The following is a 21,599-nucleotide window of genomic DNA, read 5'->3' on the forward strand; positions in this document are numbered from 1 at the left end:
GATTGAAGTCGTACTGGTACGGGTTCGGTCGTACTGAGGAATTCCAGGGGAGGAGTGTGTCGTGAGCCGGGTTGGGGTGCGAAGGGGCGGGGTGCGGCGGAGGGCGGGCGGTGGGGAGGTGTCCGTGCGGTGGGTGTGGCTCGCCGCCTGGCCGGTGACCGCCGTGTTCGTGCTGTCCAACGCCGCCACGCCGCTGTATGTGCTGTGGCAGCGTCAGATGGGATTCAGCAAGGGCACGCTGACCGTCGTCTTCGCGTGTTATATCGCCGGGCTGCTGGGTTCGCTGCTGGTGTCCGGCGTCGTGTCCGACCGGCTCGGCCGCAAGCCGGTGCTGCTGCCCGCGCTGGGGCTCGCGCTGGTGGCCTGCCTGGTCTTCGCCACCGCGGGCGGGGTCGGCGCGCTGGTCGTGGCGCGGCTGTGCACCGGGATCGCGGTCGGCGCGGTGGTGTCGGCGGGGATGGCCGCGGTGACGGACGTGGCCGGGCCCGGGCGGCGCCGGCTGGCCGCGCTGCTCGCCTCCTGCGCGATGGTGTTCGGGGCGGGTGCCGGGCCCCTGCTCGCGGGGGTGCTGTCCGAGGCCCTGCCCGCGCCCACGGTCACCGTGTTCGTGGTGGAGGCGGTGTTGCTGGTCACGGCGGGGGTGGTGGTCGTACGGATGCCGGTGCGGCGGCCCGCGAGGGGCGGGAGCGGGGCCTGGGTGCGGGTGCCGGGTGTGCCCCGGGGTGTGGGGTGGCGGCTGGCCACGGGCATCGCCGTGTTCGCGCCCGGGATCACCGCGACGTCGTTCGTGCTGTCGCTCGGCCCCTCGCTGCTGGCGGGGCTGCTCGGGACCGGTAGCCGCGTGGTCTCGGGGGCGCTGGCGTTCGTGATGTTCCTCGGTGCGACGGGGGTGCAGTTCGCGGTACGGCGGCTGCGGCGGCCGGCGATTCTGGCCGGCGGGGCGGGGGCCACCGCGCTCGGCATGCTGCTGCTTGTCGTCGCCGTGCGGTGGGGCTCGGTGACGGCGCTGGCGGGGGCGGTGCTGCTGGCCGGGGCGGGGCAGGGGATGGGGCAGTTGGGCGGGCTGTCGCTGTTGAACGTCGCGGTGCCGGTGGAGCGGCTCGCCGAAGCCAACGCGGCGTTCAACATCGGGGGGTATCTGCCGGCCGGGGTGCTGCCTGTGTCCGTGGGGTATCTGAGTGATGCGGTGGGGCTGGGTACGGGGGCGACGGCGTTCGGGGTCGCGTTGGGGCTGGCAGCCGTGGCGGGAGGCGGACTCGCGGCCGTGGTGGGGCGGCGCTTCGAGGAGTGAGGGCCGCCGTCAGGCCGGGCGTTTGCGGGAGGCCGTTTTCTTCGCGCCCGCCGTCGTCTTCTTCGCCGACGAGGTCGAGGTCGACTTGGCCGCCGTCTTCTTCTTCGTCCCCTCCGTCGCCTTGGACGTCGACTTCCGTGCCGCGGCCGTCTTCTTGGCCGGGGCCGCCTTCGTCGACTTCTTGCCCTCGGTCTCCTTCGGCGTGGCCCGGCCTCGCGGCAGGGATCTGACCTCCGCCTCCCCCGCCGGCTGTGCACCCCGCGACTCGCGGGCCGCGCGGACGCTGTTCTCCAGGGCCGCCATCAGGTCGAGCACCTTGCCGCCGGCGGGCGGGGCCGGCGCCTCGGGCGGCGCCTCGCCGGAGGCCTTCGCCGCGATGACCTCCTCCAGCGCCTCCCGGTACTCGTCGTGCAGGTCTTTCAGGTCGACCTCGCCGAGGGTGTCCATCAGGGCGTCGGCGAGGTCCAGCTCCTTGTCGCGGATGCTGACGTCGGCGTCGGGGGCGACCCCCTCGGGGGCGCGGACCTCGTCCGGCCACAGCAGGCCGTGCATGGCGATGGCGTCACCGACGACCCGGAGCATGCCGAGGCGTTCCCGGCCGCGCAGCGCGTACTTGGCGATGGCGACCTTGTTGCTGCGCTTGAGCGCCTCGCGCAGCAGGGTGTACGGCTTCGCCGCCGGGACGCCGCTGGCCGCCAGGTAGTAGGCCGCGTCCATCTGGAGCGGGTCGATCCGGTCGGCCGGCACGAAGGCCACGATCTCGATCGTGCGGGCCGTGGGGATGGGCAGGTGGGAGAGGTCCTCGTCGGTGATCGGGATCATGGTGCCGTCGGCGTCCTCGTACGCCTTGCCGATCTCCGACTGGGTGACCTCGCGCTCCTCCAGTTCGCAGACCTTGCGATAGCGGATCCGGCCGTTGTCCTCGGTGTGGATCTGGCGGAAGGAGATCGAGTGACTCTCGGTCGCGTTCACCAGCTTGATCGGGATGCTGACGAGCCCGAAGGAGATCGCACCGTTCCATATGGATCGCACGTGCCACACCCTTCCACCGATTTATCCGCTTTGTCTGGGATTGTCATCCTATGACGCCTATCACAGAGGTGGAGGGGCACCGGGTCGCGCTCAGCAATCTGGAGAAGGTGCTGTACCCGGAGACCGGTTTCACCAAGGCGGAGCTGGTGCACTACTACGCGACCACCGCCGACGTGCTGCTGCCGCATCTGCGGGACCGCGCCGTGTCCTTCCTGCGGTATCCGGACGGCCCGGACGGGCAGCTGTTCTTCACCAAGAACGTGCCGCCCGGTACGCCCGAGTGGGTCACCACCGCCGAGGTGCCGCGGTCCTCGGCGGACAGCCCGGCCCGGATGGTGGTGATCCAGGATCTGGCCAGTCTGGTCTGGGCGGCGAACCTGGTCACCGAGTTCCACACCCATCAGTGGCGGGTGCAGACCCCGCAGGAGGCCGACCGGCTGGTCTTCGACCTCGACCCGGGCGCGCCCGCGACCGTCGTGCACTGCTGCGAGGTCGCCCTGTGGCTGCGCGAGCGGCTCGCGGCGGACGGGATCGAGGCGTACCCGAAGACGGCCGGGTCGAAGGGGCTGCATCTGCTGGCCGCCGTGCGGGGCTCGTCCTCGGAGCGGGCCAGCGAGTACGCCAAGGCGCTCGCGGTGGAGGCCGAGCGGGCGATGCCGCGGCTGGTGGTGCACCGGATGACCAAGAGCCTGCGGCCGGGGAAGGTGTTCGTGGACTGGAGCCAGAACGCGGCCCGCAAGACCACGGCCACGCCGTACACCCTGCGCGCCCGCCGGGCCCCGCTGGTGTCGGCGCCGGTGACCTGGCAGGAGGTCGCCGAGTGCCGCAGCCCGGGCCGGCTGGAGTTCCGGGCGGAGGACATCGCCCCGCGCCTTCAGGATCTGGGCGATCTGATGTCACCGCTGGCGGAGGGGGCGAACGCGGCCGCCCTGCCCGCCCGGGACGGATAGCAGCCCGGGCACCCGTCACACAGGGCCCCGCCTACACCCTCCCCCACGTCCTGCGGTCCCGCGCCATCGCGTGCAGTGCCTCCACGTCCCCCGGCTTCAGCACCCCGCCGGTCCGCGCCAGCCCCGTCAGCTCCTCGTCGCGGAGGATGCGCACGCCCCTCGGCCGGGCGGTGACCGTGACCTCGGTGGGGCCCACCAGGGCCAGCAGCGGGTGGACCTCGGCGGTCAGGGCGTACGCGGCGCGGTCGGCGTCGGCGCGCAGCCGGCGCAGCAGCGGCTCGGGCTCGCGGCGGCCCAGGGTGACCATGAGGTCGGCGATCAGGACCCGGCTTCTGCGGGCGTACAGGGCGTGTACGGCGTACAGGCCGCCGGGGCCGATGACCAGGTGGTGGATGCGGTCGCCGCCGGGCAGCGGTATCGAGTGCACGGTGTGCCAGCCCGCGCCTTCCAGCCCGTCCAGCGTCTCGCCGACGGTCTGCTCGGCCAGCAGCGCGCGCCGGCGCGGGTCGGGGCGGAGCCTGCGGGCGGGACCGCCATGACCCGGGCCGTGACCGAGACCGTGGCCCAGGCCATGAGCCCGGCCGCGGCCGTGGCCGGATTCGCGGTCGAGGGCGACCAGCAGGGCCTCACCGGGGCGGTTGGGGGCGAGGTCGTCGTCCGGGTGCAGGGTCAGCCGGGCGAGTTCCGCGGGGGTGGGGACCGGGGGCGGGCCGACGGTCACCGGGCCGGTCAGGAACGGCTTCAGTGCCTCGAGCACGTCCTGATGGCCGTCCTCGCCGGGCAGAAGCACGCTGACCCGGCCGGTCTCACGGTCGTACCAGGCGACGCTGGATCCGTCCGGGCGGCAGACGTACAGCCGTTCCCGGCCGTGCCGAAAGGCCGGCACCACGCGCAGTCCGCTCATGCGCCATCACCCCTCGACCATGGGAACAGGCAGGGTGGTCCGGGGGCAAGACCGGTTGGGCCGACTGCGGTTGCCGTGGAGGCCGGCCGGCCGTGTCCCGTCCGGCGGGCCGCACAACGCGCTGTTCGTGGCGCACCCGCGCGTCGGGCCGGCCACCGTACGGCTGCTGGAGGATCCGGCCGAGTAGCCTCTCTCCCAGCACCACCCCGGGTGAACAAAACGGACTTTACGCCTTTACGACTTAGGGTGTGGTGGATTACGACCGCCCCGTCGCCCTCAGGAGCACCGTGTCTGCCCGACGCCCTTTGCGCACCGCCCGTACCGCGGTCGCCGTCGCGCTGCTCTCGGCGACGGCGGCGGCCTGCGGCGACAGCGGCGGGCTCCAGGCCGCCGGTCCGACCCAGACGGCCAACAGCCCCGCCAAGCTCTGGCCCGACCTGCGGCCGGCGTCCAGCCCCGCTTTTCCGTACTCCGTGGCGACCCGGGAGACCGTCAAGGGTGTGACCGTGCCCGGTGACGACATCCGCAGGGTCGATCCGGTGGACGTGGTGGACGCCGAGGTGAAGGCCCATCCGGACGACTACGGGTCGAAGGGGGCGTACCACGCGACGGTGGACCGGCTGAAGGAGTGCCGGCCGGGCGGGCGGCGGGCGCGCTGTCCGCTGCTGCCGGCGTACTACCGGGACCTGACCGGCGACGGCCGGCCCGACATGACGCTCGGCTTCCGGCTGTACCCGACGAACCAGACGGCCGTACGGGTCTACACGGTCGAGAAGCACCGGCTGGTGCAGGTCCTGGCCGACAACGACGCGATCATCGGCGTGGAGCTGGCCGGGCGCGCGCTGATCGAGCGCTCGCCGGCCGACATCTCCGGGTACGAGTACCGCACCACCTGGGTGTGGGACCCGGAGCAGCGCGCGATGGTGTTCTCCCGCGACGAGTATCTGCACACCGGGGACGGCCGCCGCACCCGGAAGCCCTCGCCGAGCCCGGTGCCGTCCGTCTCGCCGTCGGCGGGCGCGTGATGAGGGTCGCGCTGCCCCAGTGGGCCGGGACGCTCGCCGTGAAGGCGGCGCTGTTCATCACGGTGATGTGCTGTGCGCTGGCCGCGCTGCTGGGCGTCCTGGTGCATGTCTCGGTGACCAACCAGACCGTGGGCCAGGCCCGGAAGCTGGCGCTGTCCCGGCTGGCCGACGCGACCCAGGCGTACGAGGCCGGGGACACGCTGCTGCCGGGCGCCGGGGTGGACCCGGAGGGGCTGCCCGCGCCGCTGCGGACGCTGGCGGCGGCCGGTGAGCGCGGCACGATGGTCTCCGCGCACCTGGGCCGGCCCACCATGTGGGCGGCGGGGCCGGTGGCCGGGCACCGGGCGCTCGCCGTGGAGGTCGACTACTCCCAGCAGGCCCGTACGATCGCCGGCCTCGACACCTCGATCCTGTGGTCCTCGGGGCTCGCCATCGGGGCGACCGTGCTGGTCGGGGTGTTCGCGGTGAGCCGGGTGACCCGCCGGCTGCACGGTACCGCCCGGGTGGCCCGGCGGATCAGCGCGGGCGATCTGGACGCGCGGGTGAACGACCCGCGGACCAAGGACGCGAGCCGTCCGCCGGACGAGGTGGCCGCCGTCGCGGCCGCCCTGGACACCATGGCCTCCTCGCTCCAGAGCAAGCTGCTGAGCGAGCAGCGGTTCACCGCGGACGTCGCCCATGAGCTGCGCACCCCGCTGACCGGGCTGCACGCGGCGGCGGAGCTGCTGCCGCCGGGCCGGCCGACGGAGCTGGTGCGGGACCGGGTGGCGGCGCTGCGCACGCTCACCGAGGACCTGCTGGAGATCTCCCGGCTGGACACCGGCCGGGAGAGGCTGGAGGTGGACACCGAGGAGCTGGGGGCGCTGGCGCAGCGGGTGGTCCGCGCCTCGGGCACCCGTACGGAGGTGCGGATCCTCCGGGACGCGCGGGTGGAGACCGACCGGCGGCGGCTGGAGCGGGTGCTGGGGAACCTGGTGGCCAACGCGCACAAGCACGGGGCCGCGCCGGTGGTGCTGACGGTGGACGGGCCGGTGGTGACCGTGCGGGATCACGGGGGCGGCTATCCGGAGTACCTCGTCGCGCACGGGCCGCAGCGGTTCCGTACGGAGGGCGGTGCCACCGGGCACGGGCTGGGGCTGACCATCGCGCTGGGGCAGGCTGAGGTGCTGGGGGCGAGGCTGTCGTTCGCCAACGCGGTGGACGGCGGGGCGGTCGCCACCCTGCGGCTGCCCGACTCCCCGCACCCTTAAGGACCGATGTCCCCGCGCCCCTGAGCCGCCGATGTGCCCGCGCCCCTGAGGGACCGATGCCCGCAGGGCCCGATGTGCCCGGGCCCCTAAGGGACTAATGCGCAGGGCACCCGCAGGCGGCCGATCCTAATGTGGCGGTTAGTCAGGATTCGTCCGCCTCTCGGAGGTGCCCCCATGTCCCTGCGTTCCGTCCTCTCCCGTGGGCTCGCCATAGTCACCGCCGCCGGAACCCTGGCCTGTACCGTCGCGGCCGTGCCCGCCCTCGCGGACGAGGACGACGGCGGCGGGAGGGACCCGCGCTTCTCCCAGGGTGTCGTCACCGCCGAGGAGGGCATGTGGCTGCGGGACCGGCCGGACCGGGGCAGCCGGCGGGTGCGGTTCGTCGACGAGGGCGAGCGGGTGTCGGTCTTCTGCGAGACGCGCGGGCGGCCCGTGCACGGCAACCCGGTGTGGTACCTGCTGACGGACGGCACCTGGGCCTGGGGCACGGCGCGGTACATCGACATCATCGGGCCCCTGCCACGCCGGTGCTGACGCGCCGACGGACACTGCCGGGGGACAACACCCGCCAGACCTCCCCTTTGGGTAGGTTCCGGGCATGACGAACGCCGGAACCACCCTGGCGGCGGCCCAGGCTCCCGCACCCGCCGTACGCCTCCCCCGGCGCCGTGGCATGGAACTCGCCCTGATCGTGCTGGCGGTCCTGCTGTCGGTGTCCGGCTACTGCGCGGTGGGCCTGGCCAGGACCGGTACGGTGCCGCCGGGCGCCGTCGGCTACGGGGCCGGGCTCGGGGTGCTCGCCCTGTTCGCGCATCTCGCCGTCCGGATCCGGGCGCCGTACGCCGACCCGCTGCTGCTGCCGATCGCGGTGCTGCTCAACGGCCTCGGCCTGGTCCTCATCTACCGGCTGGACCTGGAGACGCCGAGCGACCGGGCGGCCCCCGCCCAACTGGTGTGGTCCACGCTGGGAGTCGGCCTGTTCATCCTGGTCGTACTGATGCTGCGCGACCACCGGATGCTCCAGCGGTACGCATACGTGTGCGTGGTCGCCGCGCTGGCGCTGCTCGCGCTGCCGATCCTCTTCCCGGCGGTCAACGGGGCCCGGATCTGGATCCATATCGCCGGGTTCTCCATCCAGCCGGGCGAGTTCGCGAAGGTGCTGCTCGCGGTGTTCTTCGCCGCCTACCTGGCCGCCAACCGCAACGCGCTCGCGTACACCGGCCGCCGGGTGTGGCGGGTGCAGTTCCCGACCGGGCGGGTGCTCGGGCCGATCCTGACGATCTGGCTGATGAGCGTCGGCGTGCTGGTCCTGGAGCGCGACCTCGGCACCTCGCTGCTGTTCTTCGGGCTGTTCGTGGTGCTGCTGTACGTCGCCACCGGGCGCACCGGCTGGATCGCGGTCGGGCTGCTGCTCGCCGTGCTGGGCGCGGTGGCCGTGGGGCGGCTGGAGCCGCATGTGAACCAGCGGATCGAGGACTGGCTGCACCCGTTCGCCACCATCGAGGCGGGGCAGGGGCCGAACCAGCTGTCCCAGTCGCTGTTCGCGTTCGCCGCCGGCGGGGTCCTGGGCACCGGGCTCGGGCTCGGGCACTCGATCCTCATCGGGTTCGCCACCAAGTCGGACTTCATCCTGGCGACGGCCGGGGAGGAGCTGGGCCTCACCGGCCTGGCCGCGATCATCCTGCTCTACGCGCTGCTGGTGGAGCGCGGCTACCGGGCGGGCCTCGCGCTGCGCGAGCCGTTCGGGCGGCTGCTCGCGGTCGGGCTCGCCTCGATCCTGGCGCTCCAGGTGTTCGTGATCGCGGGCGGGGTGACCGGGCTGATCCCGCTCACCGGCATGGCGATGCCGTTCCTCGCCCAGGGCGGCTCCTCGGTGGTGACCAACTGGGCGATCGTGGCGCTGCTGATCCGGGTGAGCCATTCGGCGCGCAGCCAGTACGACGGGCGGGAGGCGCGGTGACCGAGTACGGCGGCCTCGGCGAGGGCGGCCGGCCGATGGGCCGGTACATCCGGCACGCCTGCGCGTTCTGCGCGCTGCTGCTCGCGGCCCTGCTGGTCAACGCGGCCCGGGTGCAGGTCGTCCAGTCCGGCGCCTACGACGACAATCCGGCCAACCGGCGGACCACGATCGCCCGTTACGGCCAGCCGCGCGGGAACATCCTGGTCGACGGCGAGCCGGTCACCGGGTCGGTGGACACCGGCGAGCAGCTGCGCTACGAACGCACCTACCGCGACGGCCCGCTGTACGCACCGGTGACCGGCTTCGCCTCGCAGATGTACGGCACCACATTCCTGGAGCACGCGGCGGACGGGGTGCTGTCGGGCACCGATCCGGTGCTGTCGCCGCTGCCGCTGTGGCGGGACGCGACCCGGCGGCCGAACCCCGGCGGCGACGTGGTGACGACGCTGGACGGGGCGGCCCAGGAGGCGGCGTACCGGGGGCTGGCCGGGCGCAAGGGCGCGGTGGCCGCCATCGAGCCGGCCACCGGCCGCATCCTGGCGCTGGTGACGAGCCCGTCGTACGACCCGGCGCTGCTGTCCGGCAACGGCGAGGCGGTGGCGTCGGCGTGGGCGCGGCTCAACCACGACCCGGAGAAGCCGATGCTCAACCGGGCGGTACGGCAGACCTATCCGCCGGGGTCGACGTTCAAGGTGGTCACCGCGGCCGCGGCGCTGGACTCGGGGGTGGTCACCGACCTGGACGCGCCCACCGACTCCCCCGACCCCTACCGGCTGCCCGGCACCACCACCCGGCTGACCAACGAGGGCGACGGCTGTGCGGACGCCTCGCTGCGGATGGCGTTCGAGTGGTCCTGCAACACGGTGTTCGCCAAGCTCGGCGTGGACGTGGGCGTGCGGGACATGGCGGAGACGGCGCGGGCGTTCGGCTTCAACGACCCCGCGCTGCGCATCCCGTTCGGCGTCTCGCCCAGCACCTTCGACACCCGTGTCGACCGGGCGCAGCTGGCGCTGTCCTCGATCGGGCAGTACAACACCCGGGCCACACCGCTCCAGATGGCGATGGTGGCGGCGGCCGTCGCCGACGGCGGCCGGTTGCGCCGGCCGTACCTGATCGAGCGGACCACCCGCCGGGGCGGTGAGACGGTGGCCGGGAGCGGGGCGCATCCGGCGCGGCAGGTGATGCGGCCGGACACGGCGGCCCGGCTGAAGGAGCTGATGACCGACGTGGTCGAGGAGGGCACCGGCACCCGGGCGGGCATCCCGGGCGCCCTGGTCGGCGGCAAGACCGGCACCGCCCAGCACGGGGTGGGCAACTCCGGTGTGCCGTACGCCTGGTTCGTGTCCTGGGCGCAGTCGGAGGATGCCCTGGAGCCGGAGGTGGCGGTCGCGGTGGTGGTGGAGGACGCGTCGGCGGACCGGGGCGAGATCAGCGGGGGCGGGGACGCGGCGCCGATCGCCCGGGACGTGATGCGGGCGGTCCTCGCCCGGTGAGCGCCTGCCCGAGAGCCCTTCTTCCGAAAGGCTCTCGGGCGGGCGCCCGGAGGTCAGCCGAGCGGCCGGAGCATCTCGGAGCGGACCGTGACGGTGTGCCGTGCGGCGGCGGCGAGATCGACGTCCGCGGCGTGGGTCGTCGCCATGTCGACCTCGGCCACCACGGCCGCGGTGTTGCCGTCCGCCCAGGCACAGACCGGGTAGGTGAGGGTCGCCAGGGCGCCCTTCTGGGTCAGCACCTCACAGCTGATGGGGGTGGCCGCGCCGGGCGGGGTGACGTCCTTCGGCGGCTGGTCCAGGGTCACGCCGTCGGCCTGGGTGGCGCCCTTGAGCATGCGGCTGCGGACGTCGTCCTGGTTCTTGAACCGGCCGTACATGGACGAGACGAGCAGCATGCCCTTGGTGTCGTCGCCGCCCGGGCTGTAGCGGCCGGTGACGGCGTGGATGTCCTTGGCGTCCCAGGCGCCGTCGGCCTCCTCCTCCACCTTCTTGCCCTCGGTGCCGGACAGGTCCTGGGCGAGGGTGTATTTGCCGTCGAGGAGGGTGTGCGGAAGCACCAGCTTGTTCTTCGCCTCGGGGAAGCCGCCCTCGGCCGCCGTCCCGAGCAGTATCAGCCCCACCACACCGGCGGTGACGACACCGCCCACGATCCCGAGCACCAGCCCGACCCGCCGCTTCTTCGGCGGCGGCCCCATGGGCGGCACGCCCCAGCCGGGGTACTGCTGCTGGGGCGGGTAGGGCTGACCCGGATACGGCGGCTGTTGCGGGTAGGGCTGTGCCTGGGGGTAGGGCTGTGCCTGGGGGTAGGGCTGTGCCTGGGGGTACGGGGAGCCGTACGGCCCGGCGGGGCCCTGCGGGGGCTGGGAGCCGTAGGGGTAGGGCTGTTGGGGCTGCTGAGGGCCGTACGGGGAAGGGTGCGACGGCGGAGGCATGGACACGCCAGCACGCTACTGCACGGGGCGGACGGCCCCTCGGCCGCCTCAGCCCTCGTCCGCTCCGGCCTCGATCGCCCCCGTCACCTCGGCCACCCGCTCCTGCTCCTCGGCCGCGAAGCGTTCCGCGTCCAGCCGGTCGGCCAGCTCCTCGTCCTGGGCCATCAGCAGGTCCAGGCTGGAGTCGCCCAGTTCCAGGACGCCCATGTCGACGTAGGCCTGCTGGAGCCGCTTGCCCCACAGGCCGATGTCCTTGACGCAGGGCACGATGCGGCTGAACAGCAGCTTGCGGAAGAGCTGGAGGTACTCGGAGCGCTCGCTCAGCGCCTCGGCCTCCGCCCTGGGTATGCCGAAGTTCTCCAGCACCTCCACCCCGCGCAGCCGGTCCCGCATCAGATAGCAGCCCTCGATGACGAACTCCTCGCGCTCGCGCAGCTCGGCGTCGGTGAGCTGCTGGTAGTAGTCGCGCAGCGCCATCCGCCCGAAGGCCACGTGCCGGGCCTCGTCCTGCATGACGTAGGTGAGGATCTGCTTGGGCAGCGGCTTCTTGGTGGTGTCCCGGATCATGCCGAAGGCGGCGAGGGCGAGGCCCTCGATGAGGACCTGCATACCGAGGTAGGGCATGTCCCAGCGGCTGTCCCGCAGGGTGTCGCCGAGCAGCGACTGGAGGTTGTCGTTGATCGGGTAGACCAGCCCGATCTTCTCGTGCAGGAACCGGCTGTATATCTCGGCGTGCCGGGCCTCGTCCATGGTCTGGGTCGCGGAGTAGAACTTGGCGTCCATGTCGGGCACCGACTCCACGATCCGGGCGGCGCAGATCATCGCGCCCTGCTCGCCGTGCAGGAACTGGCTGAACTGCCAGGAGGCGTAGTGCCGGCGCAGCTCGCCCCTGTCCTTCGCGTTGAGTTTGTCCCAGTACGGCGTCCCGTACAGCGACATCGCCTGCTCGGGCGTGCCGAGCGCGTCGTGCGGGTCGACCTCCAGGTCCCAGTCGATACGGGTCTGCCCGTCCCACTGCTTGTCCTTGCCCTTCTGGTACAGGGCGAGCAGTCGGTCACGGCCGTCGTCGTACTCCCAGCTGAAGCGGGCCGCGCCGGTCGCGGGCACCTGCCAGGGAGAGTCACCGGGCTCGTTGGCGTAGAGGTCATGGGTCGGCATACCTCGCAGGCTCACACGTAGACGCCGAGTCAACAAGTCCGGTGCAGGGGATTGACGGCCTTGCTGACAGGCAGTCTCATAAGAGGCGGACGACGTACCCCCGGGTAACGAGGTGAGGGAGCCATGACGACCCTGACGGAAGCGGACGCGCTGGACGGCCTGCGCGACGCGCTCGGCCTGCTCAAGGACCGGGAGCAGGTGGCCGAGCGACTGCTCGTCTCCTCCGCCAAGCACTCCTTCGACCCGGACAGGGAGCTGGACTGGGAGGCGCCCTTCGAGGAGGGCAAGTGGTTCTGGCCGCCGGAGCTGGTGTCGCTGTACGACACGCCCCTGTGGAAGCGGATGAGCGAGGAGCAGCGCATCCTGCTCTCCCAGCACGAGGCGGCCGCGCTGGCCTCGCTCGGCATCTGGTTCGAGATCATCCTCATGCAGCTGCTCGTCCGGCACATCTACGACAAGGCGGCGACGAGCGCGCACGTCCGCTACGCGCTCACCGAGATCGAGGACGAGTGCCGGCACTCGAAGATGTTCGCGCGGCTGATCTCGCACGGAGGCACCCCCTGGTACCCGGTCAGCAGGGCCCACCAGAACCTCGGCCGCGTCTTCAAGACCATCTCCACCACCCCCGGCTCCTTCACCGCGACGCTGCTCGGCGAGGAGGTGCTGGACTGGATGCAGCGGCTGACCTTCCCCGACGAGCGGGTCCAGCCGCTGATCCGGGGCGTCACCCGCATCCACGTCGTCGAGGAGGCCCGGCACGTCCGGTACGCCCGCGAGGAGCTGCGCCGCCAGATGCTGACCGCGCCGAGGTGGTCGCAGGAGTTCACCCGGGTCACCTCGGGCGAGTTCGCCCGGGTGTTCTCCGTGGCGTTCGTGAACCCGGACGTCTACACGAACGTGGGACTGGACAAGCGGGAGGCGATGGCCCAGGTGAAGGCGAGCGCCCACCGCCGCGAGATCATGCAGACCGGCGCGAAGCGACTGACCGACTTCCTGGACGACATCGGCGTCCTGCGCGGAGTGGGCCGCCGCCTGTGGAGGTCATCGGGGCTGCTGGCATAAGCGCCCCGAAGGGGCGCGGGGCTCTGTCCGATATGCGGCTCCGCCGCGACGGGGGTGCCCCCTGTTCGAGCGAAGCCGAGAACTCGGGGGAGCGACCAGCCCCAACGCACCCGCAGACAAAAACGGCCGAAGCAGCGCAGCGATTAGGCTGCTGAGCATGACCCCGGCCACCCCCGCCTACCGCCGCCTCACCGTCGAAGCCCGGCGCAGCCAACTGCTCGCCTCGGCCCTCGCCCTCTTCGCGCACCGCGCCCCCGAGGACGTGTCGCTGGACGACGTGGCGGAGGCGGCCGGGGTCTCGCGCCCGCTGGTGTACCGGTACTTCCCCGGCGGCAAGCAGCAGCTGTACGAGGCCGCGCTCCGCTCCGCCGCCGAGGAACTCCAGCACTGCTTCGACGAACCCCGCGAGGGCCCGCTGCTGGCCCGGCTGTCCCGCGCCCTGGACCGCTACCTGGCCTTCGTCGACGAGCACGACGCCGGCTTCAGCGCGCTGCTCCAGGGCGGCAGCGTGGTGGAGACCTCGCGGACCACGGCCATCGTGGACGGTGTGCGCCGGGCGGCGGCGGAGCACATCTTCCGCCATCTCGGCGTCACCGCCCCCGGCCCCCGGCTGCGGATGACCGTACGGACCTGGATCACCGCCGTGGAGGCGGCCTCGCTGATCTGGCTGGACGAGGAGAAGCAGCCCCCGGTGCAGGAGCTGCGCGACTGGCTGGTGGAGCAGTTCACCGCCATGCTCGCGGTCACCGCCGGCCGGGACGAGCAGACGGCCGGCCTCGTCGGCGCGCTCGCCGCGGAAGGCTGACACTGGAGCCGTGAAGAGCCAGGACACCCCCTTCGAGGGCGGCCCGATGGACGGGCGCGTGCTGCCCGTGCTGGTCGGCCCGACCGGGCACCCCCCGAAGACGTACCGCATCCCCGTCCCCGACCCGGCGGGCGGCCCGCCCGCCGTGTACGTCTACCGCAGGGTGCCGCGTGGGTACAGCAAGCGGCTGGGGCTGATCCAGGGGTGGAAGTACGCGTACGACCCCGAGGACAGGTCGGGCGGAAGGCTCCGGTGGCCCTGGTCGAAGCCGGAGGGCCCCGAGGGGCGGCCGAACGGGTGACAGGGTTGCGCCGTCCGCGCAGGCTCGGCGCGCGCCCCGCACCGATTCATCCGATAATCGCGGTGCCATGGGAGGCGAACAGCCCGCTCGCCGGGATTCCCTCCCCGCACCCGAGGTGATGTCGTGTCAGGAAGGCTTGTGCGCCTGGCCTGTACGGCCGCGGTGGCGGCCCAGGCCGCCCTCGCCCCCGCGGCGCCGGCCGCGGCCGTACCGGAACCGGAACCCCGACAGCCGTCCGTCTCCCGGCTCCTGACGGATCTTCAGCAGCTCTACCAGCAGGCCGAGCAGGCCACCGAGACCTACAACGGGACCACGGAGAAGCTGGCGGCGCAGCGCGCCGAGGTGTCCCGGCTGGACGGTGAACTGGCCCGCGCCCGGCTCGCCCTGCGGGACAGCCAGGGGGACGCCGGGCGGCTGGCACGTCAGCAGTACCAGTCCGGCGACGGCCTTGGACCGTACGTCCGCCTGCTGCTCGCCCCGGACCCGCAGCACGCGCTGGACGAGGGCCATGTCATCGGCGAACTGGCGCGGGAACGGGCGCGGACGGTGGCCCGGCTGGCCGGGACGGAGAAGCGGCAGGACGTCCTGGCCCGGGCGGCCCGCAAGGCGCTGGACGCCCAGCTCTCGCTCGCCGACCGGCAGCGCAAGCAGCGCGACGAGGTCCGGGGCAGGCTGGCCGACGTGGAACGCATGCTGGCCTCGCTCACCCCGGACCAGCTGGCCGCGGTCGCCCGGCTGGAGCAGCAGGGGGTCACCGAGGCACAGCAGCGGCTGACCACCGCGGGCGCCCTGCCGGCCGACCGCCCCGCCTTCGCGGAGGGCGGCCGCGCGGTCCGCTACGCCATGGACCAGCTGGGCAAGCCCTACGAGTGGGGCGCCGAGGGCCCCGGGGCCTACGACTGCTCGGGCCTGACCTCCGAGGCGTGGTCGCACGCGGGCACCCCGATCCCCCGCACCAGTCAGGAGCAGTGGCAGCGGCTGCGCAGGGTCCCCTTGCGCGAACTGCGCCCGGGTGACCTGGTGGTGTACTTCCCGCAGGCCACCCATGTGGCGCTGTACGTCGGAGGCGGGAAAGTCGTCCAGGCTCCCCGGCCCGGCGCCAGGGTGCAGGTGTCCCCGCTGGCGTCGTACCCGGTCCTGGGAGCCGTGCGTCCGGACGGCGGTCAGGCCACCGACGCCAGGTAGGCGGCCGTCTTCTCCGGGTCGGAGAAGCAAGCCGACGGCCCCGCAAGGCATCTACCAGCGGTTTCCACCGAACTGGTCAGCTTTACGGGGCCGTGGGCCGTCTGTGGGCCGTCAAACAGGACGTTGGGCCTTGGCGTAGACCGTCGCGATCGCCGTCCGGGTTCGTTCCTGGCTGCTCGGCATGAGGTGCGCGTAGATCCGTAGCGTCAATGCGGCGTTGCTGTGCCCGAGGTACTCGCTGACCGCCTTGATGCTCTCCCCGCCGTCAAGGCGGCTCGCTCCGCTCCCCGCGCGCGGCCCGGGCGCTGACCGGGCCTGCGCTCCTGTCTCCGCCCCGCTCCAGCCCGGCCAGTGCCCGTGCCGCGCTCTTGGAGATCAGCCGACCAGCCAAAGAACGTCCGTGTCATGGCTGGGGTGGCCGGCAACAACCCGTCAACTGACCTGGCAAGCCGTCGCGAAGAATCGACGCTAATCGATCATTTGTCACCGCGAATTCAAACCTCCATGATACTCGGCTGTCCGGGTTTAGCACCCAGAGCTAGTCTGAATGGGTGAATCACCAGGTAGGCCTGGACACGCGCACCCAAGACGGCACAGCATGAAAAAGAGTGCCTTCGATTCGTGCACAGGGCTCCAAAATTAGCGCGGCTGGGGATAGCAATGACCGCCATCGTGGCCGCCCTCATAGGGGGCGCAATAGCCTTCCTCTCCTCCTATCTGACGATGTGGAGGACGCAACGACATCAAGAGCGCTTGCAGGGTGCACAATTTGCGAATGATCGCTTCATGTCCATATTGCCCCTACGCCAGCAAGCACTCCAAAAACTGTGGTCAACCCTGGCGCGGGTTAGCGCCGGAGAGAGCCTAAGTGAGACGGAACGAGAATCGTCTCTTGGTCAGACTGTTTGGCTTCCGCGAGACCTGCGCATTGCATGCATTAATTGCCTAGCAGCTTCCCCGAACACCGACGTTCGAACAGTTCAGCGCCAGCTCGCAGAGTACGTAGAAAGAATCGAGGAGGGGTTGAAATGACCGCCAACATGGAAGAACTGGAAGCCGCCCTCTCTGGATATGAGGAAGCGCGAAAGAGCCGAGTAGCGGCAAGCGTAGAAGAGGCCCTGCCTAGCCACATTCGAGGCATCAAGACAACGAGTGTAGTAATCAACATGGATCCCTCCATGCTCCCTCTAAGTCAGGTGGAACCAGAGATTTTCCTTAGGCAGGTAGAAGACAAATTCAAGCTAGGCCTCAAGCCACCCCAGGTTCTCTCAAACCTGCAAGAAGAGTTCGCCGAGGCGGGGAGTCTCCCTAAAGAGAAGGTGCTAGCCATAGCCCTCCGCGAGGAGGCGGTCTCCCTGGAAGCCGGCCGTGTTCCAGTGGGACAAAATGTCATCGTGCCAATCGAGATGGTAAAGATAAACGACGAAAACATATCCGCTCTCGTGAGTGGGCACACAGAAGTGGCCGAATACGTCACTGCCGAGATCTTTGAAATGATGTGGTTTGCCGCAGGCGCTCCAAAAAGGTGGGAAAGCCCGGAGGTCCAAGAAAGCATACAGTTGAAATCTTATGGCACGGTCACGAGGGTTGACCTCGGCTGCTCCCTGAATTCTCTTCTGGCACCCCAGACCCTTCACTATTTGGAGCAAAATCTCGCCACAGGAGGAAGATTTGCTGGCGAAATGATGTCCAAATCAGCCGCTGACAATTTCACGGCTTCGCCAGACATAGTATCCACTTTCGCAGTGGATGAGATTGACATGAAAGTCAATCTCTTCAATACAAGGACCGGAAGGTCCGAAACGGCAAACGTAAAGTTGAGTGTGATGTCGAGGGATGACTTGAACCGAGGTCTCTGTGATGTGCTCACCCAACTTCCCATTGATAAGCACTCTGAACTAGTACGGGGTCTTGCTCAAGCCGTCACGGCATAGTGAGCAGGGCGTCGCAGTGGCTCTGCGGCCTCTGTCGAAACCTGGCCATCGGGTAAGTCAGGAGCTTTTTCCGCTAGGACGGACATGCACCCTTCGCGTTCGCGCCGGATGGTGCGATAACTCACCGGGAACCTGTGAACCAGGGAACGAAACCAAGGCCCTGAGCGGCCAAGCTTCCCGAGCTAGAAGTTTTGAGGAGGCGGTTGTACCCACCCGTCTGGCCGGCGCAGTTCTCTGGTCGACGTCACTGGCAGCGTGGTGGAGGCCGGTGGGGGTCCAGCGAACACACGCGCGCCTGGTCCGTCGACGCACCCGCCGTCGTGGCTGACTGTCGTCGGCTGAGGTTCGTGCCACAACCATGCCAGATGCAGAGGTCAGCCACGGTCAACACCGCCGCCCTGTGGTCGAGTAGCCGCTCACTTGCCCAGTCAGCAAATCCGCAGCTCAGGCGCGAGATTGCTCACCCTCTCTCCTAAAGCGGTGCTGACAGCGCCAGGCCTCCCAGGCTCGACATCTATCGGCCGCTCGACCAAGCCCAGGCTGATGTCACAGGTGGCTGGCATGCTACGAGCAGTAGACAGAGGGGGGCCCATGTCCGTACCGAGTAAGTGGAAAATTGCGCAGCATTGGAACGAAAGCCCGAGAAGAGAAGATTTCGCACCTCACCTGTTGCTTGATGAGCCGTGTTGCTTCGCTTGCGGGTGGTTCTCAGAGCGATGGAAGCGGGCCACTGCCCAAGCCTCATGGCAGCGCGCCAACCTCGAACGAGCTCACATCATCCCCAGCAGCCTCGGGGGATCAGACGACGCGAGCAACCTGCTCCTACTCTGTAAGCCTTGCCATCAAGAATCTCCAGACTGGGTGGACCCAGCCCAGATGGCTCGCTGGATCGCGACCAGAGAAGAGCGCCCCAGCCGGGAACTTGAGACCTTCTTGGCTTGGTTTGCCGCAGCCGAGAAAGCTCCGGAGTTCAAGGACGCCCTAGCCTCTGTCGTCGCGGAGGAGGGGGCAGCTGAGCGAGTGTCGGAGCTCCTTCAGGACCTCCTCGACCGAGCAGGAACACACTTCGGCGTTGGATTCAGCCAAGGCACACGTGTCGCCGTGCTTCAGGCCGCTGCCGATGAGATCAACAGGCGTGCTCAGCAGGCAGGCTGGGAGGCTGATAAATCTCGGTCGGTTGACATCCAAGACTGACATCAACGCCTGCGTACAGCAGCGGTCGTGCGCGATCTCGCTCAGCCACAGCGTCCCGGCAGTCTTACGGTCGAGCTGAGCCTTGATCGAACTCCTAATGCGGCGCTCACGCACGAACACCCTCCCGGGCCGTCCTCGGGTCGTGATGAGCGCCCGGACGGGCATGGACACGCCAGGCATGCCCCTTGTGTGCCCGAAGCGGCGAGCGCTGACGGGGACCAGCGGGGATTAGGGGGCGAAGCGCTGGCAAGCCACAGATCAGCAACTGCCCGGCTCAGCAGCGATCCTCATACGCGATCTTCCAAACTAGAGACGGCCCCCGGTGCAGCCGGGGCCGTCTGTGGGCCGTGCAAGGGTGGCCGACGTCGACCAACAACGACAGACGACGACGGCCGGAGCCCAGGTCAGAGGGCCGTCAGGCTCCGGCGACCGAGGCCAGGTAGGCGGCCGTCTTCTCGGGGTCGGAGAAGCAAGCCGACAGCCCCGCAAGGCTTCTACCAGCGGTGTACACCGACTGGTCAGCCCTCACGGGGCCGTGGGCCGTCTGTGGGCCGTCAGACGGAACGTTGGGCCTTGGCATAGACCGTCTCGATTGCCGTCCGGGTTCGCTCCTGGCTGCTCGGCATGAGGTGCGCGTAGATCCGTAGCGTCAGTGCAGCGTTGCTGTGCCCGAGGTACTCGCTGACCGCCTTGATGCTCTCCCCGCCGTCAAGCCCCGGCTTCGCTCCGCTCCGCCGGGCGCGCTCCCGGCTCCGCCCCGGGCGACGCTCCTGCCTCCGGCCCGCTCCGGCCGCGCTGCGCCGACGCACGCCCACTGGTGGATAGGGCCGGTGGCCGTGAGCCGAGCAGCCGCCGAACGCCAGCCACGGTCAGAACAGTGCCTCCGGCGGGGGATCGGCCGGCACCGGAATGGAGGGGGCGCCGTTCCCGACTGCGGGCCCGTTGTGGCGGATGCTGGGAACTCCCATCCCGCACACCATCGACCCAGGCAGAGCCGAGCAGACGCGGCCGCTCCACGGTGTGTGGGTCGACGGCGTACGGATGGGAGCTTGGGTGAGAGCAGGAGCGTATTCCGGCCAACCTTCGAAACATCCAGCCACGGAGCAAGGCGCTACTAAGGCCCCGCCAACACCCCACCAATGCCCCACCAGGGCAGCACTTCACACCAAGCGCTTCGTTGCTGGAAGTAAGCGGCGCCCGACTCGACCCCATTGGGGGCTGAACAAGCCACTGCTACGGTCACAGACAGCTCAAAGACCGGCCACCACAAGTAGCGCTCAAATCAAGGCTCTTCGGCAGTCGACCGTCAGACTCAGAGGCATCCGGGCTAACAACTACGCTACGATGCCAAGTTAGTTGCACTACAGGCATGCCAAACGCCGCGCAGCACACGAAGTTTCCCGCTCCGCACTGCACGGCCATGGCGTCACACTTGGAGGTCCAACTTGCACGACATCGAACCGTCACAGATTCAAGTTCGTTGTGTCGCTACATCAGACCCCGCCTTTGTAGCTACACGGTACCCGGCTATGCATGGCAATGCAATGCATAGCCGGGTACGACCCAACACCGCAGTCAAGGGCCGGCCGCAGCGCGACACCTCGCGAACCGAGGCGACTACACAGGTCATCCAACTGATCCGGGAGATCGTCACGTTGCTCGCACTGATCGCTCCATGGGTGTCAGCCAGGCTGTAGGCGTGCGCCTTTCCGTGCTCCAACACGCTCCGGTAGCAGAAACCAGGGACGGCCCCGGTGCAGCCGGGGCCGTCCCTGGGCCGTGCGAGGGTGGCCGACGTCGACCGACAACGACAGCCAACGACGGCCGGACGCCAGGTCAGAGAGCCGTCAGGCTCCAGAGACCGAGGCCAGGTAGGCGGCCGTCTTCTCCGGGTCGTAGAAGAAGTCCTCGAAGTCGGCCGGGTCGTCGAAGGCGTTGGCGATGCGGTCGGCGACGGCCGGGAGCGCGCCGGCCGCGCCGAAGAGGTTCAGGACGTGCTCCGGCGGCGGGGCCAGCATCGCGTTCGTCCACTTGGTGACGTGCTGGGCGGTGGCCCAGTAGCGGTCGAAGGCGGCCCGCATCCAGTCCTCGTCGAAGGGCTTGTCGCCGTGTTCCAGGATCGCGGCGAGGTAGGCGGCCGCGCACTTGGCCGCCGAGTTGGAGCCTTGGCCGGTGATCGGGTCGTTCGCCACGACCACGTCGGCCACGCCGAGGACCAGCCCGCCGGAGGGGAGCCGGCCGACGGGGTTGCGGACGGTCGGGGCGTAGCGGCCGGCCAGCGTGCCGCCCGCGTCGGTCAGTTCGACCCTGGTGGCCCGCGCGTACTCCCACGGGGTGAACTTCTCCATGAGTTCCAGGGTCAGGGAGAGGTGCTCCGCGGGGTCCTTGACGCCGGTGAAGACGTCCAGCGGGCCGCCGGGTATGCCCTCCCAGAAGAGGATGTCGGCCGGGCCGGAGGTGGTGAGCGTCGGCATGACGAACAGCTCGCCGACGCCGGGGACCACATTGCAGCGGACCGCGTGGAAATCCGGGTGCTCGGGGCGGGGGCCCAAGCCGTGGACGTAGGCCACCGCCAGCGCGCGCTGCGGCTCGGTGTAGGGGGAGCGCTCCGGGTCGCGGGCGAACATCGACACCAGCTCGCCCTTGCCCGCGGCGACCAGGACGAGGTCGTAGGCGCGGGAGAAGTAGTCGAGGTCGCCGACCGCCGCGCCGTGGATGACCAGCTGGCCGCCGCGCTGCGCGAAGGTCTCCATCCAGCCGGCCATCTTCACCCGCTGGTCGACCGACTGCGCGTACCCGTCGAGCCGGCCCACCCAGTCGATCGCGCGCTGGGTGGGGCCCGGGTCGTGCGAGCCGGGGGCCGCGACCGACACGCCGAGTCCTTCGATCTTCGGGGCCTGGGACTCCCAGAAGTTCAGCTGGAGATCGCGCTCGTGCCCCAGGGCGGTGTCGAACATGCACTGCGTGGACATGACCCGGCCGGAGCGGATCTCGTCCGCGGTCCGGTTCGACATCAGGGTGACCTCGTAGCCGTGCGACTGGAGGCCGAGGGCGAGCTGGAGTCCGGACTGGCCGGCTCCGACGACGAGTATCTTCCGCATACGGGGGAGGGCTCCTTACGGG

At 70.3% G+C, this 21,599-nt stretch carries 18 protein-coding genes and 2 pseudogenes; 13 read left to right on the forward strand and 7 right to left on the reverse strand.

Annotated elements, in window-relative coordinates:
- Window positions 1-124 precede the first annotated feature (124 nt).
- Window positions 125-1,291: an MFS transporter gene (locus ACWCV9_RS06435; RefSeq protein ID WP_450784540.1), complete on the forward strand. Its 1,167-nt coding sequence runs from the start codon at window positions 125-127 to the stop codon at window positions 1,289-1,291.
- Window positions 1,292-1,300: 9 nt separating this feature from the next.
- Here ACWCV9_RS06435 and ku read toward each other — a convergent pair whose 3' ends face one another.
- Entirely contained in the window at window positions 1,301-2,323 is a 1,023-nt protein-coding gene (ku, locus tag ACWCV9_RS06440) for a non-homologous end joining protein Ku (RefSeq protein WP_450784541.1), read from the reverse strand.
- Window positions 2,324-2,373: 50 nt separating this feature from the next.
- On the opposite strand from ku, the gene ligD reads away from it, so the two are divergent.
- Window positions 2,374-3,273 (forward strand): non-homologous end-joining DNA ligase, encoded by a 900-nt coding sequence (gene ligD, locus ACWCV9_RS06445; RefSeq protein WP_450784542.1) that lies wholly within the window; start codon window positions 2,374-2,376, stop codon window positions 3,271-3,273.
- Window positions 3,274-3,304: 31 nt separating this feature from the next.
- On the opposite strand, the gene ACWCV9_RS06450 is transcribed toward ligD, so the two are convergent.
- Window positions 3,305-4,177 (reverse strand): nuclease-related domain-containing protein, encoded by an 873-nt coding sequence (locus tag ACWCV9_RS06450; protein WP_450784543.1) that lies wholly within the window; start codon window positions 4,175-4,177, stop codon window positions 3,305-3,307.
- Window positions 4,178-4,464: 287 nt separating this feature from the next.
- Between ACWCV9_RS06450 and ACWCV9_RS06455 the strand changes: the two genes are divergently transcribed.
- The 5 genes from ACWCV9_RS06455 to ACWCV9_RS06475 all read left to right on the forward strand — a co-directional run bounded on the left by ACWCV9_RS06455 (window position 4,465) and on the right by ACWCV9_RS06475 (window position 9,905).
- Window positions 4,465-5,202, forward strand: coding sequence for a hypothetical protein (locus ACWCV9_RS06455; RefSeq protein ID WP_450784544.1), 738 nt, complete (start codon window positions 4,465-4,467; stop codon window positions 5,200-5,202).
- Window positions 5,202-6,452 carry an ATP-binding protein gene (locus tag ACWCV9_RS06460; RefSeq protein WP_450784545.1) on the forward strand — a complete coding sequence of 417 codons (1,251 nt, stop codon included), beginning with the start codon at window positions 5,202-5,204 and terminating at the stop codon, window positions 6,450-6,452. The genes ACWCV9_RS06455 and ACWCV9_RS06460 overlap by 1 nt, the downstream gene beginning before the upstream one ends.
- Before the next feature lie 174 nt (window positions 6,453-6,626).
- A complete protein-coding gene (locus ACWCV9_RS06465; RefSeq protein ID WP_385839984.1) occupies window positions 6,627-6,986 on the forward strand; it encodes an SH3 domain-containing protein in 360 nt (119 codons plus the stop codon).
- Between the two features lie 64 nt (window positions 6,987-7,050).
- Window positions 7,051-8,412 carry an FtsW/RodA/SpoVE family cell cycle protein gene (locus ACWCV9_RS06470; RefSeq protein WP_450784546.1) on the forward strand — a complete coding sequence of 454 codons (1,362 nt, stop codon included), beginning with the start codon at window positions 7,051-7,053 and terminating at the stop codon, window positions 8,410-8,412.
- Between the two features lie 35 nt (window positions 8,413-8,447).
- Window positions 8,448-9,905 (forward strand): penicillin-binding transpeptidase domain-containing protein, encoded by a 1,458-nt coding sequence (locus ACWCV9_RS06475; RefSeq protein WP_450784708.1) that lies wholly within the window; start codon window positions 8,448-8,450, stop codon window positions 9,903-9,905.
- 53 nt (window positions 9,906-9,958) lie between these two features.
- Here the strand turns inward: ACWCV9_RS06475 and ACWCV9_RS06480 are convergent, their stop codons facing one another.
- Together ACWCV9_RS06480 and ACWCV9_RS06485 are read right to left on the reverse strand one after the other, a co-directional pair.
- Window positions 9,959-10,837: a hypothetical protein gene (locus tag ACWCV9_RS06480; RefSeq protein WP_450784709.1), complete on the reverse strand. Its 879-nt coding sequence runs from the start codon at window positions 10,835-10,837 to the stop codon at window positions 9,959-9,961.
- Between the two features lie 48 nt (window positions 10,838-10,885).
- Window positions 10,886-11,995: a ferritin-like domain-containing protein gene (locus ACWCV9_RS06485; RefSeq protein WP_450784547.1), complete on the reverse strand. Its 1,110-nt coding sequence runs from the start codon at window positions 11,993-11,995 to the stop codon at window positions 10,886-10,888.
- 123 nt (window positions 11,996-12,118) lie between these two features.
- On the opposite strand from ACWCV9_RS06485, the gene ACWCV9_RS06490 reads away from it, so the two are divergent.
- The 4 genes from ACWCV9_RS06490 (at window position 12,119) to ACWCV9_RS06505 (ending at window position 15,348) form a co-directional block, all read left to right on the forward strand.
- Complete coding sequence (locus ACWCV9_RS06490) at window positions 12,119-13,057, forward strand: AurF N-oxygenase family protein (RefSeq protein ID WP_450784548.1); 939 nt, start codon at window positions 12,119-12,121, stop codon at window positions 13,055-13,057.
- A 157-nt stretch (window positions 13,058-13,214) separates the two neighbouring features.
- Window positions 13,215-13,862, forward strand: coding sequence for a TetR/AcrR family transcriptional regulator (locus ACWCV9_RS06495; protein ID WP_450784549.1), 648 nt, complete (start codon window positions 13,215-13,217; stop codon window positions 13,860-13,862).
- Window positions 13,863-13,872: 10 nt separating this feature from the next.
- Window positions 13,873-14,163 (forward strand): hypothetical protein, encoded by a 291-nt coding sequence (locus ACWCV9_RS06500; protein ID WP_450784550.1) that lies wholly within the window; start codon window positions 13,873-13,875, stop codon window positions 14,161-14,163.
- A 123-nt stretch (window positions 14,164-14,286) separates the two neighbouring features.
- The gene (locus tag ACWCV9_RS06505; protein WP_450784551.1) at window positions 14,287-15,348 is read left to right on the forward strand and encodes an NlpC/P60 family protein; all 1,062 of its coding nucleotides are present in this window, start codon (window positions 14,287-14,289) and stop codon (window positions 15,346-15,348) included.
- Window positions 15,349-15,459: 111 nt separating this feature from the next.
- Here the strand turns inward: ACWCV9_RS06505 and ACWCV9_RS06510 are convergent.
- Window positions 15,460-15,618 (reverse strand): annotated as a pseudogene (locus ACWCV9_RS06510) (site-specific integrase); the annotation flags it as partial.
- A 758-nt stretch (window positions 15,619-16,376) separates the two neighbouring features.
- On the opposite strand from ACWCV9_RS06510, the gene ACWCV9_RS06515 reads away from it, so the two are divergent.
- Both ACWCV9_RS06515 and ACWCV9_RS06520 read left to right on the forward strand, forming a co-directional pair.
- On the forward strand, window positions 16,377-17,282 hold the full coding sequence (locus ACWCV9_RS06515) for a hypothetical protein (protein WP_450784552.1): 906 nt from the start codon (window positions 16,377-16,379) through the stop codon (window positions 17,280-17,282).
- 591 nt (window positions 17,283-17,873) lie between these two features.
- Window positions 17,874-18,143: pseudogene (locus tag ACWCV9_RS06520) on the forward strand (HNH endonuclease); the annotation flags it as partial.
- Between the two features lie 120 nt (window positions 18,144-18,263).
- On the opposite strand, the gene ACWCV9_RS06525 reads toward ACWCV9_RS06520, so the two are convergent.
- Together ACWCV9_RS06525 and ACWCV9_RS06530 are read right to left on the reverse strand one after the other, a co-directional pair.
- On the reverse strand, window positions 18,264-18,647 hold the full coding sequence (locus ACWCV9_RS06525) for a hypothetical protein (RefSeq protein ID WP_450784715.1): 384 nt from the start codon (window positions 18,645-18,647) through the stop codon (window positions 18,264-18,266).
- A gap of 1,676 nt (window positions 18,648-20,323) precedes the next feature.
- Window positions 20,324-21,577 carry a styrene monooxygenase/indole monooxygenase family protein gene (locus ACWCV9_RS06530; protein ID WP_450784553.1) on the reverse strand — a complete coding sequence of 418 codons (1,254 nt, stop codon included), beginning with the start codon at window positions 21,575-21,577 and terminating at the stop codon, window positions 20,324-20,326.
- Window positions 21,578-21,599 lie beyond the last annotated feature (22 nt).

This window comes from Streptomyces sp. NPDC001606 (assembly GCF_053596835.1).